This is a genomic window from Lachnoanaerobaculum sp. MSX33 (assembly GCF_000512995.1).
Lineage (GTDB): Bacteria > Bacillota > Clostridia > Lachnospirales > Lachnospiraceae > Lachnoanaerobaculum.
In genome coordinates this window covers 74,367-90,706 of the sequence record NZ_AZXX01000092.1, presented here as the reverse complement: position 1 = coordinate 90,706, position 16,340 = coordinate 74,367, and the positions used below count along the sequence as shown (strand labels likewise).

The following is a 16,340-nucleotide window of genomic DNA, read 5'->3' as shown; positions in this document are numbered from 1 at the left end:
AGCGACTAAAAAAGAAAGCAGGTTTTTATATGAAAAAGCAATTTTTAATAACAGTTATGGGTGCAGCTATTGTTTTGGCGGCATGTGGAAGTAAAGGAACAGATAAAAATGAAGACACTACGGTTACTATAGAACACAATGAGACAAGTGTTGAAGCCGTTGAAGACACTGAAAGTGTGGCAGATGAGCCAAGCACAGCGGTAAGTAAGGCGGATATAAAATTAAAATATTCAAATCTTGTAGATGAAGATACCAGAAACAGAGTAAGAAATGCTCTAAAGAATGCCGGTCTTAGTGATGAAAAGATAAAGAACTTTTTTGACGCGGTAGATGAGTATAATAATGCGGTAGGCCCTAAGAATCTGGTTCAGAGCATGACAACCATAGATGCCGCTTTCCCTACATTTGATCAGGACAAGCTTATAGATGCATGGCTTGCCAAGGGAGGATATGTAGGCAGAAACTGCAGAATTACATCATATTCTTTGATGGGAGATTTTATAAAGGTCGGAAATCCTACACCGGGTGATACAACAATGCTTTTCAACGATTTTGATTCTATAAAAGATAAAAATATTTTTGAAGGTGAGGATAAGAAAAAATTTGATACATTATTTTCATATATTGATGTAACAAATACACATGATACAAATGTTTTGTCAGATGAAATAGTAAAATCATTGGAAGATAAGCAGATTTCGTTTAACAATGATAAGATGCATATGATTTCAGTATTTATGACCATGGACGACGGTATGAATAAGGTACAGGAGTTCATAGGGCATACAGGTATTTTGGTAGAAGACGGTGATAAATATCTCTTTATTGAGAAGCTGGCATTTGAGTTACCGTATCAGGTAGAAGAGTTTGACAATTTACAGGATGTAAATGATTATCTGATGGGATACTATGACAATGAAGCTGAGGGACTTACTGCAAAGCCTGTTATTTTTGAAGACGGAAAAGTAATGAACGAGTACAGAGTCTTAAAATAATGCTTGCATTTTTTGATCATTTTTGGTTGAATTATAGTATCAAAAACAGGAAAGAAGTATTATGGCAGAGAGAGTTAGTATATTAAAAACAGATTATGAAATGAATCGTACAGACTGGACAGAGGTAGTATCGGCAGTATTTGGAGGTATGCTTCGTGTACAGGAGGCTATTGAGATGTATGTAGCTAAAGGACAGGCTTGGAATGTGGATTTTCATACAAAGAAAATCAAAATCGGAAAGAGCACATATCCGATACAATACATAGGAAGTGAAGCAATCGAATCAAATGACTGGCTATGGGGCTGGGAGAATATAAACGGATTTGATGAGAGCTTACTTGAACTTGTTGGAGAAGCAAGAGAATTTGGAGAAAAGGTAGGCTTTGCAGCCTTAACAAATCCAAATCTTCCTTTGACAGAGAAAGTAACCGGATATATACTTTCAATGATTTCATGTGGCATAAGTGAAAAGAACTACGGATATTATCCATGTAAACATTCGGGCGGTATTGCATTTGTGGCACTTTACGATTTACCTGAAAAATTCTTTGCACCTGTGGATACAAAGTTATTTATCAGAACTATAATGAGTGCTATCAGCCAGTATGAGCTGGACCATAAAATCTTGGTGGAAGGCTTCCTTGCATGGAACGGTACAGATTATCATTGGGAAAACAATAATATCTATGCTAAATTTGCAGATGATGACGGACAACTTTTGATAAGATTTGAGGATATCGGAGATAAAAAAAGAATAGAGTCAATCGACGGATTGAAATAAAGATAAGGACTTCCCAAAAGGGGAGTCCTATTTATAAATGTTTTACAAACTTATCGCTTTTTTATTATAATTTAATATATTTTATCTCATCAAGAATTGATTTTTTTACCGTGTCTGTCAAATATACGGAGTTTAATTTTTTCTTCGTATATGCCAGATAGCTATCTTTTGTCATGTCAATTAAAATAGCGGTGAAAAATCTCTCCCAACTGAAATACTCCTTGGATTCTATATAATCAGCAGGTCTCTCCAATATACTATTTAGCATAGAGTTTTTAACAACACCGGATAATAATACTAACCATTCAAATGACTCAGGTAAATAAATTGCTACTCCTTTTTTATCCCTTATTAACTCTGTTACTCTATGCATTTCAGAACCAAATGCTGCACCATCAACTATTACAAGAATGTTTTCATTGTCATGTGAATTCAAATACTGAAAGATATTTGATTTACCGTTTAAACTTTCACATTTTATATGTGTATCATCGCATATACTTTTAAAAAACTGATACCCTGAATTGCTATCTTCAGTTAAAACAGTATCAGGATGTATAGATTGTTTATATATATCAGAGCCATATATCCTGTAAAACTCATTAAATTTTTGCTCCAACTTTCCATACTTTCCTGAAGACTTAATGCCATATATCTCTTCTACACTATACGGTAGAGTAGGCAAGGATTCCCTGGTTACAATAACATAATAATTATCTGTATTTTGAATAAACTTGGAAAACTCAATTGTTTTTATGAATTCATTTCCCTCATCGATAAATACAATACTGTTTGAAACAGCTGTCAGCTGTTCCTTCCACAGAGTACCGTCAAGTACAAAGCATTTTTTATCACATACCAAATCAACTGATGCTCCGGAGGGATTGTTCACAGCTTCCCTAATCATATCAACTAAAGTGGTTTTACCGGTTGCACTGTTTCCTTGAATAATTGTTATATTTCTGCGTATCACAAAGTCATATTTTAGACGCTTTGTGGATACAACAACTCTATACGTACCTTTCATAATATCACTTCTTTTCTACAAAAATTCACCGGCTATACTAACAAGTTCCATTCTTGTATGTACAATTTGGTTAGTGTTCAGTATCAATATATCAAAACCTTCTTTGCCAAAGTCCATCAAATGATGTAGATTGATTGTTCTGTCTTCTTTTTCTGCAATCTTTAAAAACCATTTAGCACAGTTATCGCCACAAGTAGAAGCGTTAAATATCTTATTTTTTTCAAATTTGACCAAGATTAGCGTTTTCACACCACCTGATAAACCTGTTGGAGGTATTTTACCTAAGACAGGGCTGTCTATCACTCCACTGTCTAAGACAATTGACTTATCTACATCATAAATCATATCCTTTACAAACGGATCTACTATCCAATCATCTTCATAATCATACTTAAAATAAGATGCAGTATTGTAAATAGAATCTTTCATATCTCCATAAAAAATTTTCAGCATAATCAACCTTTCAATTATCAAATAATTCTAAAACTAATCTCAGTATACAAATTATACTGTCGGAATACAATATTTAAAATTAAAAAAGACTGCCATCCTGTTTCTTTCACAAGATGACAGTTTTTATATACTTCATTTTCATCTTATCAGTGGCAACTACCTTTCAATGTGATATAATAAAGCTATTATAAATGAACTTAATAAGAAGGTGGTTGTCAATGGGGAAGACAATAAAAGAAAAGTTAAAAGAAGCTGAAAAATATATCTGTGAGAATTTTGAGGAATTGGGAATAGATGATCCTGTAGAAGAAGGGTACTTTGAAGAGTATGAACAAATAGGCGGAGCAAGTGAAAGTGAGTTTGAAGATTTTGAAAAAACTTTCGGAATAAAATTGCCTGAGGATTTTAAAGAACTTTATTCATACAAAAACGGCAGCGGATATTTTGAATTGTTGCAATGTGACATAGATGACAGAGAAATCAACTTTACATTATTCAGCCTTGAAGAGATGAAAAAGGTAAAGAGCTATTTTCAAGACAGGGATGCTCTTTTAACAGATTATCCGGACTATTTTACCGATGATGTTATAGAACAAATGAGAGACGGCAGAATAAAACCATATCTATTCCATAAAGATTGGTTTGCTTTTGCGACATATCTCAATTGCGGATATCTGATGCTTGATTTTGATCCGGATAAGGAAGGAAAAGTCGGCCAGATTATTTTTTATATACATGATCCGGATGAAATAATCTATACCGCATCAAGTATAGATGAACTTATAGATAATGTATGGAAATTTTTAAAAGAAAATTTTGGTTAAAAAGAGGGTGATATAATGAGAGAGAATCCAAGGCCGGGAGAGTTTTACAGACATTTTAAAAATAAGCTTTATCAGATAATTGCTGTTGCCACACATTCTGAAAGTAAGGAACAGCTGGTAATATATCAGGCACTTTACGGAGATTTCGGAGTATATGCAAGACCGCTTGATATGTTCTTAAGTGAAGTTGACAGAGAAAAATATCCTGAGATAGAACAAAAGTATCGCTTTGAAAAGTTGGAAAATATATCTGAGACATCTAAACAAATTACAGATATAAATAGTGAAATTAATATAGAGACAATTAACAAAACGCTGATGGAAGAAAGTGAAGATGAGCCTAAAAATTTCTTTATAGACTTTCTGGATGCAAATGATTATTATACAAAAAAGAAAATAATCTTAGCCAACAAGGAAAATATAACAGATAAGCAGTTGGATGCTATATTTGATATTTACGGCTTAAAGAGAAACGGTATTGATAAGACAATAGATATTGCAGATTTTATTGCATATCTTGATATGCAAATACATTTTGAGGGGAAAAGACTAAGGTAACAGATGGCATTTGTAATAGAAGATGAATTAAAGAAGCTGCCACGCCAGCCCGGCGTTTATATAATGCATGACAAAAAGGATGATATTATATATGTCGGCAAGGCTATTTCATTGAGAAACAGAGTAAGGCAATATTTTCAATCAAGTAAGGATAAGAGTCCTAAGATAAAACAAATGGTCTCAAGGATTGAAAGATTTGAATATATTGTAACAGATTCCGAGCTTGAGGCATTGGTACTTGAGAATAATCTGATAAAAGAACATAGACCAAGGTATAATACAATGCTTAGGGATGATAAAACCTATCCCTATATAAAACTTACAGTGAAAGAGGAATACCCAAGACTGCAGATGGTAAGGCAGATAAAGAAGGACAAAAACAGATATTTCGGGCCTTTTTCAAGCGGTAATGCGGTACGAGATACGATAAATCTTTTAAACAGAGTCTATAAGTTAAGGACATGCAGTAGAAATCTACCAAAGGATATAGGAGCGGAGCGTCCATGTCTGGATTATTTTATACATCAGTGTGATGCTCCATGCCAAAATTACATATCAAAAGATGAATATAATAAAAATGCGGCCGAAGCACTTCGCTTTTTGAGTGGAGATTTTGATCCTATTATAAATAAAATAAGAACTGAAATGGAAAGGCTTTCAGCTGAGCTGAAATTTGAAGATGCGGCAAAGCAAAGAGATTTATTAAACTCCGTACTTCATATTACACAAAAACAGAAAATCACTTCGGATGATTCCAAAGACAGGGATATTATTGCAATGGCAAGAGATGAGAGAGATGCTGTTGTACAGGTATTCTTTATCAGGGAAGGAAAGATGGTCGGTAGAGAACATCATTATATACAAGTGGCAATGGATGATGAAAAAGTTGATATTCTGGAGAGCTTCATAAAGCAGTTTTATGCAGGAACACCTTTTGTACCGAGTCAAATCATGTCACAGTATGAGTTAAAGGATGAAAACCTTATTTCGGAATGGCTTTCCGCTAAAAGAGGTTCAAAGGTAAATATAATTGTTCCAAAGAAAGGCTCTAAGGAAAAGCTGGTAGAACTTGCAAAGAAAAATGCTGAAATTGTTCTAACCAAAGACAGAGAAAAGCTTCAAAGACAGGAAGCAAGAAGTGTGGGAGCTGTAAATGAAATTGAAGAGATTTTATCATTGCCTAATTTAAAAAGAATGGAAGCCTATGATATTTCCAATATTTCAGGTGTTCAATCTGTAGGTTCAATGGTGGTTTATGAGAATGGAATGCCGAAAAAAAGTGATTACAGAAAATTCAAAATAAAAACAGTAATAGGTCCAAACGACTATGCTTCAATGAAGGAAGTACTTACGAGAAGATTTGACCGCGGTGTTGATGAAAAGGATACCGGATTTAATAAACTGCCTGATATAATACTAATGGACGGTGGAAGAGGTCAGGTAAACATCTGCTTACAGGTTTTGGAGGAATTCGGACTTAATATTCCGGTATGCGGAATGGTAAAGGATGATAACCACAGGACCAGAGGATTGTATTACAACAATGTTGAAATTCCTATAGATACTCATTCTCAAGGATTTTTGCTGATTACAAGAATACAGGATGAGGCGCACAGATTTGCAATAGAGTATCACAGAAGTCTAAGATCAAAAACTCAGGTAAAGTCGATACTTGATGATATAGAGGGAATAGGAGTTGTAAGGCGAAAAGCACTTATGAAGCATTTTAAAGAAATTGAAAACATTAAAAATGCAAGTTTTGAAGAACTTATGTCGGTGGAAGGAATGAATAAAAAGTCCGCTACGGCTGTATGTGAATTCTTTTCAAAATTAAAAAAAGACTAATATATGTAAAGGAGAATTTATGTTAAGACATATCGTAATGTGGAAGTTTAATGAGGGTGTGGATAAGCAAATTATAGGTGAAGAGATAAAAAGCAGTCTGCTTGATTTATGCAAAAGTATGGATGAAGTAGTCAAGGCAGATATTGTTTATAATGTTTTACCTACAAGTACTCATGATTTGGTTTTGATACTTGATGTAAATGATGAGGATGCTCTTAATAAGTATGCAACATCAAAAGAGCATGTGGCAATTGTTGAAAGCTTAATTAAGCCGAATACAAATTCAAGAGTTGCAATTGACTTTTTTTATTGACATTTTTAATTGCAGTGATATACTTTTTGTAAAATATAACGATATAAACTTGGGAGCTTATATATAGGCTGAGAGGGAAGTGTGACTTTCGACCGTTTACCTGATTTGGATAATGCCAACGTAGGGAGATGTTTTTTGACTTTCTTTTCAGGAGATACAGGTTCTTGTATCTCATTTTTTATTGCAAAAATTTACCTGAATATAAGTATATAAGTTTTATGGTTAAAACTTTAATTTAGGAGGGTTACTTATGAATAAAAGTAATGTCAAAAAGACGGTTGTTTCAGATTTGTTGTTTAAAATTGTGGGTAGAGAGGTGAGAATATGATAAAAGAAATGCTTGAAAATGTCAAAAGAAAATCACCTCTGGTACATAATATAACAAATTATGTGACTGTAAATGACTGTGCAAATATACTTCTTGCTTGTGGAGCAAGTCCTATAATGGCTGACGATTTGGATGAAGTTGCAGAGATAACATCAATATGTTCAGGCCTTAATATAAATATAGGTACATTAAATAAACGAACGATTCTTTCAATGATTGCGGCAGGTGAAAAGGCAAACGAATTGAATCATCCTATAGTACTTGATCCTGTGGGAGCAGGAGCATCCAAATTAAGAACGGATACTGCAAAAATACTGCTTGAAAAGGTAAAATTCAGCGTTGTACGTGGAAATTTATCAGAGATAAAATGTCTTGCCGCAGGAAGAGGTAATACGAGGGGTGTTGATTCCGTTGATTTTATCAATGAAAAAAATCTTGATAATGTTGTTGAGTTCGCCAAGGATTTTGCATTGAAAAACTCCTGTGTAACAGTTATAACATCTGCCATTGATATAGTTACGGATGGTAAAATTGCATATTGTGTATATAACGGCGACAGTATAATGAGTAAAATTACCGGAAGCGGATGTCAGCTTTCAGCTATGACGGCAGCATATATAAGTGCAAATCCTGACAACATTTTAGAAGCCGCTTTTGCCTGTGTAAGTGCAATGGGATTATGTGGAGAAATAGCAAAGAAGCGTATGACAGATAAAGACGGTAACAGCAGCTACAGAAATTATTTAATAGATGCGGTTTATAATCTTACTCCTGATGAACTTGAAAAAGGAGCAAGGTATGAGATTAGATAAAAAATACATGCATCTTTATGCGGTTACAGACAGAGCATGGACAGAGAATAAAACTTTATATGAGCAAATAAAAGATGCACTTGAAAGCGGTGTAACCTGTGTGCAGCTTAGAGAAAAAAGTCTTGATGAAGACAGCTTTATAGATGAGGCAAAAAAGATATCGCAACTGTGTAAACAGTATAATATTCCATTTATTGTAAATGACAATCTTAATGTGGCTATTGCTTCAAATGCCGACGGAATACATATAGGGCAGGATGATATGGAACTTAAAGATGTCCGCAGGATTGTAGGAGAAGATATGATAATAGGAGTTTCAGTACATACGGTAGATGAGGCTGTCTCGGCACAAAGAAACGGTGCAGATTATATAGGTTTAGGTGCGGTATTTGAAACTTCTACAAAAAATGATGTAGGTATTCTCTCATATGAAACATTAAAATCAATATGTGAAGCTGTAAATATACCTAAAGTGGCAATAGGCGGAATAAATTCTAAAAATATATTAAAACTTAAAGGAAGCGGTATAGACGGTGTTGCAGTAGTCTCTGCAATATTTGGAGCCGCCGATATAAAAAAAGCGACAAAAGAACTTTACAATTTGGCAAGTGAATTAATCGAGGGGACATGATATGAAAAAAGTATTGACAATAGCCGGAAGTGATTCAAGCGGAGGGGCAGGTATACAGGCTGATATAAAAACAATGACTGCAAACAATGTATATGCAATGAGTGCCATAACGGCACTTACAGCACAGAATACTACAGGGGTAAAGGGAATTCTAAATATTGCTCCTGAATTTATAAAGAGCCAGTTGGAGATGATTTTTGATGATATTTTTCCTGATGCCATAAAAATAGGCATGGTATCTTCGCCGGAAATAGTGGAAGCTATTGAATATGAACTTCTAAAATATAAGGCGAAAAATATTGTACTTGACCCTGTAATGGTAGCTACAAGCGGATCAAATCTTGTGGAGAACAGTGCAATAAAATCAATAAAAGAAAAACTTTTTCCTCTTGCAAGAGTGATAACGCCGAATATACCTGAGGCGGAAGTACTTTCCGGTATAAGTATTAAAGATGAAAAAGACATGTTGGAGGCGGCAAAAATAATTTATGAAAATCATCATTGTGCGGTATTGTTAAAAGGGGGACACAGTATAAATGATGCAAATGATTTATTGTATGAGAATAAAAAAGCAAAGTGGTTCTTAGGAAAACGTATAGATAATAAAAATACTCACGGTACTGGATGTAGCCTTTCATCGGCAATAGCATCAAATCTTGCAAAGGGATATACACTTGAAGAATCCGTAGAAAGGGCAAAGAACTATATATCAGATGCTTTACTTGCAATGCTTGATATAGGAAAGGGGAGCGGCCCTCTAAATCATGCATTTAATATAAACGGAGAGTATGCAAAGGAGGCGGATAATGAATAAGAAGACATCAGTATTTGAAAACGGTTTGATATGGTTTGGAGCCGCAGTATCCATAGCAGAGATTTTAACAGGTACATACTTTGCATCTTTAGGATTTTTAAAAGGATTACTTGCCATAGTACTTGGACATATAGTAGGTTGTATTTTACTTTTTCTAGCCGGAATGATAGGTGCAAAGACTCAAAAAAGCGCAATGGACACCGTAAAGATAAGTTTCGGAACAAAAGGTGGTATTTTCTTTGCAATATTGAACATCTTACAGCTTTTCGGTTGGACGGGTATAATGATTTATGACGGTGCCTCAGCTACTCAAGGTATATTGCCTATAGGACATTTTATATGGTGCATTGTTATCGGCGGACTGATTTTGGTGTGGATACTTATAGGGGTTAAAAATTTAGGTAAGTTAAATGTAATTGCCATGTCGGCATTATTTTTAATGACAATAATTTTAAGCTTTATAATATTTAAAGGTGGGACAGCATTCGATAAAGGAGATAACAGTATGAGTTTCGGTGCCGCAATGGAGCTTTCAATAGCCATGCCGCTTTCATGGTTGCCTCTTATCAGTGATTATACAAAAGAGGCAAAAGAGCCTGTTAAAGCAACTGCAGCAAGCAGTATTGTTTACGGCTTTGTAAGTATCTGGATGTACATTATAGGAATGAGTGCGGCCTTATTTACAATGGAGTCGGATATAGCCAAGATTTTACTGAAAGCCGGACTTGGCATAATGGGACTTTTTATAGTGGTACTCTCCACAGTGACTACAACATTTTTAGATGTGTATTCGGCAGGAGTATCTACAGAATCAATATTTTCAAAAATAAAGTCAAAGTGGGTGGCGGTAGCTGTTACCGTAATAGGAACTTTGGGAGCAATTGTATTACCTATGGATGATATTACAGGATTTTTATATCTTATAGGGTCGGTGTTTGCACCGATGATTGCAATACAAATAGCGGATTTCTTTATATTGAAAATAAGTAATGATAAAAAAATGTTTTCAATAAAAAATATTATTATCTGGGTGACAGGATTTATAATATACAGAATCTTGATGAAGTTTGATACACCGATAGGAAGTACAATACCAAGCATGCTTATCACAATTTTTATATCGGTTGCAGTTAGTAATGTCTTTAAAATAGATAAATAAAGATAAAAGTATAATAGAATAATGTATAAATATCAGAACAATTCCCAGCAAACAGCTAGGAATTGTTTTTTATTGGAAACATGAGAAAAATTTAACAAATATGGCTTGAATAATAAATTTAATGGTGATATTATCAGGACATAAAGAGGTTAGTAAAGCCTAACTAATTTGTTTATTTTAAAAGGAGGTACTTATGTGCTGGGATGGTTTTAAGGGAAGAAAATGGCGTGACGATATAGATGTACGTGATTTTATACAAAATAATTATACAATATACGATGGAGACGAGAGTTTCCTGGAGGGTCCTACAGAAGCTACAAACAAGCTTTGGGGTGAGCTTTCAAGACTCCAAAAAGAGGAGAGAGCTAAAGGCGGAGTTCTTGATATGGAGACTGAAGTTGTTTCGACTCTAACTGCCTATGGACCGGGATATATCAATGAAGATATGAAAGATCTTGAAAAGGTTGTAGGACTTCAAACAGATAAACCTTTAAAGAGAGCTTTTATGCCTTTTGGTGGTATCAAGATGGCAGAGCAGGCTGCAAGTACTTACGGCTATCAGACAAATGAGAAGTTCCACAAGATATTTACAGAATATCACAGGACTCATAATCAGGCAGTGTTTGAGGCTTATACACCTGAAATGCATGCGGCAAGGCATAATAAAATAATTACAGGACTTCCTGATACATATGGTAGAGGCAGAATTGTAGGAGATTACAGAAGGGTTGCACTCTATGGAATAGATTTTCTTATAGAAAAGAAACAGGAAGATTTGGAAAATTGTGGCGACGGTACAATGTTTGATGAAATAATTCGTCAAAGAGACGAACTTGGAATGCAGATAGAGGCTCTTAAACAGATGAAGGAAATGGCTGCAGCATACGGATTTGATATATCAAAACCTGCAAAGGATGCAAGAGAGGCTGTACAGTGGTTATACTTCGGATACCTTGCGGCTATAAAGACACAAAACGGTGCGGCAATGAGTGTCGGAAGAATTTCAACATTTCTTGATATTTACATTGAAAGAGATTTAAAGGCAGGAAAACTTACAGAAAGTGAAGCACAGGAGTTGATAGATCACCTTGTAATGAAGTTCAGAATGGTAAAATTTGCCAGAATACCTTCTTACAATCAGCTTTTTTCAGGCGATCCGGTTTGGGCTACACTTGAGATGGCAGGACTCGGTATGGACGGAAGGTCGATGGTTACAAAGAATGATTTCAGGTTCTTACATACACTTGAGAATATGGGACCTTCACCGGAGCCGAACCTTACCGTACTTTATTCAAGCAGACTGCCAAAGGCATTTAAAGAGTATTCATCAGCTATTTCTATAAGAACAAGTTCTGTACAGTATGAAAATGATGATGTAATGCGTCCGGTATGGGGTGATGATTATTCTATATGTTGCTGTGTATCGGCGACAGAAACAGGAAAGGAAATGCAATTCTTTGGAGCAAGAGCAAATCTTGCAAAATGCCTACTTTATTCTATAAACGGCGGTGTGGATGCAAAGTCAAAAGAGCAGGTCGGACCGGCTTTCAGACCTATAACATCTGAATATCTTGATTATGATGAGGTAATGGAGAGATATGATGTAATGATGGACTGGCTGGCAGGACTTTATGTAAATACATTAAATCTTATTCAATATATGCATGATAAGTATTATTATGAGGCTGCCGAGATGGCACTTATAGATACCGATGTCAGAAGAACATTTGCAACAGGTATTGCAGGATTTTCACATGTAGTAGATTCACTTTGTGCAATCAAATATGCCAAGGTAAAGACAATACGTGATGAAAACGGAATAGTGGTTGACTATGAGACAACAGGTGATTTCCCAAGATACGGAAATGATGATGACAGAGCCGATGATATTGCGGTATGGCTTTTAAAGACTTTCCTTACAAAGGTTAAGAAAAGACATACATACAGAAATTCGGAAGCGACAACATCCATACTTACAATTACTTCAAATGTAGTATACGGTAAGGCGACAGGAAGCATGCCTGACGGAAGAAAGGCGGGAGAGCCTTTGGCTCCGGGAGCAAATCCAAGCTACGGTGCAGAAAAAAACGGCCTTTTAGCTTCACTTAATTCACTTACAAAGTTGCCGTATGAGTATGCACTTGACGGTATTTCAAATACTCAGACTATCAATCCGTCAGCTCTCGGACATGGTGAGGATGAACAAAAGAAAAACCTTACTCAGGTAATGGACGGATATTTTGATCAGGGTGCACATCACCTCAATGTAAATGTATTCGGTACTGAAAAACTTATAGATGCTATGGAACATCCTGAGAAGGAGGAGTATGCAAACTTCACAATAAGAGTTTCAGGATATGCCGTTAAGTTTATTGATCTTACAAGAGAGCAGCAGCTTGACGTTATCGCCAGAACATGTCATGACAAGCTATAATATAAACTGATTTGATATTTGGCTATGTGAAGTTTACTTTGCATAGCCTTTAGCTTTTGGAGGAAATATGGAAGTAAGAGGAAATATACACTCATTTGAGACATTCGGGCTGGTGGACGGTCCGGGGGTCAGATTTGTTGTATTTGTACAAGGCTGTCCTATGAGGTGTCAGTTCTGTCACAATCCGGACACCTGGTCTAAAAAGGAAAATCAGATATTCAGTGCTCAGGAAGTGTTTGACAAGGCAATAAGATATAAGCCGTATTGGAAGGAGAACGGTGGGATTACCGTAAGTGGTGGAGAACCCTTACTACAGATAGATTTTATAATAGAGCTCTTTAAACTGTGTAAAGAAAACGGTGTAAATACCTGTCTTGATACTGCCGGAGGACCTTTCAGTAAAGATTCAAACTTTTTTGAAAAGTTCAAAATCTTGATGCAATATACGGATCTTATTATGCTTGATATAAAGGAGATAAACAATAAAAGACATGAAATTATAACAGGCATGAAAAACGATCATATTCTTGAAATGGCAAAAACAATGGATGAAATGGGAAAAAGGATGTGGATTCGTCATGTTTTGGTACCTGAAAGAAGTGATTATGATGAGGATCTTATTAAACTTAAGGAATTTATTTCTTCTTTAAAGAATGTGGAGAAGGTGGAAGTATTGCCATACCACACATTGGGAAGACATAAATGGGATAATCTGGGAATTGAGTATAAGCTTGAAGGTATTGATCCGCCTACGAAGGAAAGGATAGAAAATGCCAACAGGATACTTGATACGAAAAAAATATAACTAAATAAAAAGCGACTTTCCGCGTTATCACAGATCGTCGCTTTTTTTGCCTGTACAGACTTTTGATGTTGTTTTTCTTTCAATAAGCTTTGCATGAAGTAAAAAAGTACTGATGGGTATATTGCTTAAAAGACTTGAGAGGGCAAAGAATCCGCTTTTTCCAAGCTCTATTCTGTCCTGTTTTATAGTAGTAAGGGGAGGTGATGTGTAAGCCGCTATAGGCAAATCGTCAAATCCGATAATACTTATATCTTCAGGAACTTTATAGCCAAGCTGGTGGCACTGAGTTATTGATGCAGCTGCAATATTATCATGGCTGCAGATTATAGCAGTCATTCCGGCTTCCAAAAATCTTGGTAGATGCTTTTCTATACACTCAGACAGATAGTAAGAACAGCCTGTGTTCTCAGGTGTTGTTTTATGGCCATGACTATGCATAGCGTGTAAAAAAGCCGCATGTCTCATTTGAAGTACATAGGATCCGAGTGAACCGCTAAGATAAGCTATTTTTTTATGTCCGAGATTTGTAAGATGATCAAGAATCAGTTCCATTCCTTCACTATTGTCAATGCCGACATAGGCGGTAGACGGATTTCCGGTAATATAGTTGTCAAAAAGTACGGCAGGAGTATGACTGTCTTTAAAATCATTAATCCAAGGATCATGTAGTGAGAATCCCAGTACAAATGAACCTGCATAATCATGTTCAAGCATAAAGATATCATATGTTTTATTTTTTTGAAAATCGGTATCAACAGGCACTGTTTCCACCTCAAAGCCTGCAGGCTCTGCAAGTTGACGAAAACCGATGATAATATCATAAGCAAAGTGATGTGGTTCCAAATACTCTATATTTTCTCTTTCTATTAAAATACAGATTTTTTTTGTCGGCTTTTTATATCGCCTCAATTTTGTATAATCCAATGCAACAGCAGTTTCAAGAACTTGTTTGCGTAAAGTTTCGCTAACATCAGGTGCATCATTTAATGCCTTTGACACAGTACTCTTGGAAATGCCTAATTTATCAGCAATATCCTGTATTGTGGTCATAGTTTAATATCCTTTCATATAAAAGAAAATCATTTTTATATTATTATATAGAATAAAATGTTAAAAAGCAACAAAGAACATAATATGGTATTTTTCAAGAATTTCGGAAACAAAACGAAAATTTTTGAATACTGTATACAGCTTTATTTTCGGGCTTTAAAAACATAAAGAAAAAATGAAAATTTATTGACTGGGAATTAAAAAAGATATATATTTACATTAACGAAACAATACGAAAATTTAATCAGGAGGTAGTAAGATTATGGTAGGAAGTCTTAAAAGATTTCTAACAGGAATCATGGCTTTGACTCTGGGAGTAGGGCTGACCGCATGTGCCGGCAGTAAAAGCTCAGCCGGAGTAGAGAAAGTCAGGCTGATGGTTTGGTCGCCGTCTGAAGATCAGTCAAAAGACAGTGGTGAGTGGCTTCAGACAATGTGTAAAAATTTTGCGAATGAACATCCGGAATGGGATATCACATTTGTCTACGGAGTTGCAGATGAAGCGACTGCTGCAGATCAGGTATCACAGGATCCGGAAGCGAGCGCCGATGTATTTATGTATGCAAACGATCGTATAAGTAATCTTATCGATGCAAAGGCAATAGCAAAGTTTGGAGGAAAGTATAAAGAGACTATTGAGTCAACCAACTCAAAAGAGCTTTTGGATTCACTTACTGTAAATAATGAGCTTTACGGTGTACCCTTTACAACAAACACCTGGTATATGTTTTATGACAAGTCCGTATTTTCAGATGATGACATAAAAAACCTTGACACAATGTTAAAGAAGGGTACGGTGTCTTTTCCTTTAGGAAATTCGTGGTATCTCCCTGCATTCTATCTTGGAAACGGATGTACATTGTTCGGAAATGAAAACGATGAGTCAAATGGTGTTGACTTCGGAGGCGACAAGGCTGTAGATGTTACAAATTATGTTATAGACCTTGCAGCAAATCCTAATTTCAAAATTGATGCTGACGGTTCGGCACTTGCAGGGCTTCGTGACGGAAGTGTAAATGCAATGTTTACAGGTTCATGGGATGCAAATGCAATTAAGGAAGCACTTGGAGAAAATATGGGTGCAGCTTCACTTCCTACATACAGTATTAAAGGTGAACAAAAGCAGATGCTCGCATATGCAGGTTCAAAGGCAATCGGAGTAAATTCTCACAGTGAGCATATGGAACAGGCGGTTGCACTTGCAGTATACCTCGGAGGAATGGAAGCACAGAAAGCACACTATGAGTTGAGAAATGTTATTCCTTGTAATACCGAACTTTTAAAGGATCCTGAGATAGCATCTGATGCACTTGTTTTGGCACAGAACAATACCTTTAACAATACATCAATTCTTCAGCCTTTCGTATCGGCTATGAGTAATTGTTGGAGTCCTGTTGAAAACATGGGTAAGGGAATCAGAAATAAGAGCGTGACACATGATAATGCCAAAGAACAGACAGAAGCAATGAATGCGGCAATGAACAGTAACGGAATAAATTAAGGGGTAAATG

The 16,340-nt window shown here is 35.7% G+C and carries 16 protein-coding genes and 1 riboswitch; of the genes, 13 read left to right on the top strand and 3 right to left on the bottom strand.

Annotated elements, in window-relative coordinates; genetic code table 11:
• Window positions 1-29: 29 nt before the first annotated feature.
• Window positions 30-995, top strand: a complete 966-nt coding sequence (locus HMPREF1495_RS11835; RefSeq protein ID WP_034215118.1) for a DUF4300 family protein — start codon at window positions 30-32, stop codon at window positions 993-995.
• A 61-nt stretch (window positions 996-1,056) separates the two neighbouring features.
• Window positions 1,057-1,776 (top strand): DUF6882 domain-containing protein, encoded by a 720-nt coding sequence (locus HMPREF1495_RS11830; protein ID WP_034215115.1) that lies wholly within the window; start codon window positions 1,057-1,059, stop codon window positions 1,774-1,776.
• Between the two features lie 64 nt (window positions 1,777-1,840).
• Here HMPREF1495_RS11830 and HMPREF1495_RS11825 read toward each other — a convergent pair whose 3' ends face one another.
• Together HMPREF1495_RS11825 and HMPREF1495_RS11820 are read right to left on the bottom strand one after the other, a co-directional pair.
• Entirely contained in the window at window positions 1,841-2,683 is an 843-nt protein-coding gene (locus HMPREF1495_RS11825; protein ID WP_330368738.1) for a translation initiation factor 2, read from the bottom strand.
• Between the two features lie 135 nt (window positions 2,684-2,818).
• Window positions 2,819-3,256 (bottom strand): DUF4869 domain-containing protein, encoded by a 438-nt coding sequence (locus tag HMPREF1495_RS11820; RefSeq protein ID WP_034215109.1) that lies wholly within the window; start codon window positions 3,254-3,256, stop codon window positions 2,819-2,821.
• A 218-nt stretch (window positions 3,257-3,474) separates the two neighbouring features.
• Between HMPREF1495_RS11820 and HMPREF1495_RS11815 the strand changes: the two genes are divergently transcribed.
• The 10 genes from HMPREF1495_RS11815 to pflA all read left to right on the top strand — a co-directional run bounded on the left by HMPREF1495_RS11815 (window position 3,475) and on the right by pflA (window position 13,779).
• Window positions 3,475-4,080 carry an SMI1/KNR4 family protein gene (locus HMPREF1495_RS11815; protein ID WP_034215106.1) on the top strand — a complete coding sequence of 202 codons (606 nt, stop codon included), beginning with the start codon at window positions 3,475-3,477 and terminating at the stop codon, window positions 4,078-4,080.
• A gap of 15 nt (window positions 4,081-4,095) precedes the next feature.
• Window positions 4,096-4,638: a DUF1653 domain-containing protein gene (locus HMPREF1495_RS11810; protein WP_034215103.1), complete on the top strand. Its 543-nt coding sequence runs from the start codon at window positions 4,096-4,098 to the stop codon at window positions 4,636-4,638.
• A 3-nt stretch (window positions 4,639-4,641) separates the two neighbouring features.
• A complete protein-coding gene (gene uvrC, locus HMPREF1495_RS11805; protein ID WP_034215100.1) occupies window positions 4,642-6,483 on the top strand; it encodes an excinuclease ABC subunit UvrC in 1,842 nt (613 codons plus the stop codon).
• Window positions 6,484-6,502: 19 nt separating this feature from the next.
• Window positions 6,503-6,796, top strand: a complete 294-nt coding sequence (locus tag HMPREF1495_RS11800) for a Dabb family protein (RefSeq protein WP_034215097.1) — start codon at window positions 6,503-6,505, stop codon at window positions 6,794-6,796.
• Window positions 6,797-6,837: 41 nt separating this feature from the next.
• Window positions 6,838-6,941, top strand: a riboswitch (TPP riboswitch).
• A 179-nt stretch (window positions 6,942-7,120) separates the two neighbouring features.
• Entirely contained in the window at window positions 7,121-7,936 is an 816-nt protein-coding gene (thiM, locus tag HMPREF1495_RS11795) for a hydroxyethylthiazole kinase (RefSeq protein ID WP_034215094.1), read from the top strand.
• On the top strand, window positions 7,923-8,567 hold the full coding sequence (gene thiE, locus HMPREF1495_RS11790) for a thiamine phosphate synthase (protein WP_034215091.1): 645 nt from the start codon (window positions 7,923-7,925) through the stop codon (window positions 8,565-8,567). Before thiM ends, thiE begins: the two co-directional genes overlap by 14 nt.
• A 1-nt stretch (window position 8,568) precedes the next feature.
• Window positions 8,569-9,381, top strand: coding sequence for a bifunctional hydroxymethylpyrimidine kinase/phosphomethylpyrimidine kinase (gene thiD / locus HMPREF1495_RS11785; RefSeq protein ID WP_034215088.1), 813 nt, complete (start codon window positions 8,569-8,571; stop codon window positions 9,379-9,381).
• Complete coding sequence (gene cytX, locus HMPREF1495_RS11780) at window positions 9,374-10,540, top strand: putative hydroxymethylpyrimidine transporter CytX (protein ID WP_034215085.1); 1,167 nt, start codon at window positions 9,374-9,376, stop codon at window positions 10,538-10,540. Before thiD ends, cytX begins: the two co-directional genes overlap by 8 nt.
• A 193-nt stretch (window positions 10,541-10,733) precedes the next feature.
• A complete protein-coding gene (gene pflB / locus HMPREF1495_RS11775; RefSeq protein ID WP_034215082.1) occupies window positions 10,734-12,974 on the top strand; it encodes a formate C-acetyltransferase in 2,241 nt (746 codons plus the stop codon).
• A 67-nt stretch (window positions 12,975-13,041) separates the two neighbouring features.
• On the top strand, window positions 13,042-13,779 hold the full coding sequence (gene pflA / locus HMPREF1495_RS11770) for a pyruvate formate-lyase-activating protein (RefSeq protein WP_034215079.1): 738 nt from the start codon (window positions 13,042-13,044) through the stop codon (window positions 13,777-13,779).
• 27 nt (window positions 13,780-13,806) lie between these two features.
• On the opposite strand, the gene HMPREF1495_RS11765 is transcribed toward pflA, so the two are convergent.
• Window positions 13,807-14,829: a LacI family DNA-binding transcriptional regulator gene (locus HMPREF1495_RS11765; protein ID WP_034215076.1), complete on the bottom strand. Its 1,023-nt coding sequence runs from the start codon at window positions 14,827-14,829 to the stop codon at window positions 13,807-13,809.
• A gap of 262 nt (window positions 14,830-15,091) precedes the next feature.
• On the opposite strand from HMPREF1495_RS11765, the gene HMPREF1495_RS11760 reads away from it, so the two are divergent.
• Window positions 15,092-16,330: an extracellular solute-binding protein gene (locus HMPREF1495_RS11760; protein WP_034215073.1), complete on the top strand. Its 1,239-nt coding sequence runs from the start codon at window positions 15,092-15,094 to the stop codon at window positions 16,328-16,330.
• Window positions 16,331-16,340 lie beyond the last annotated feature (10 nt).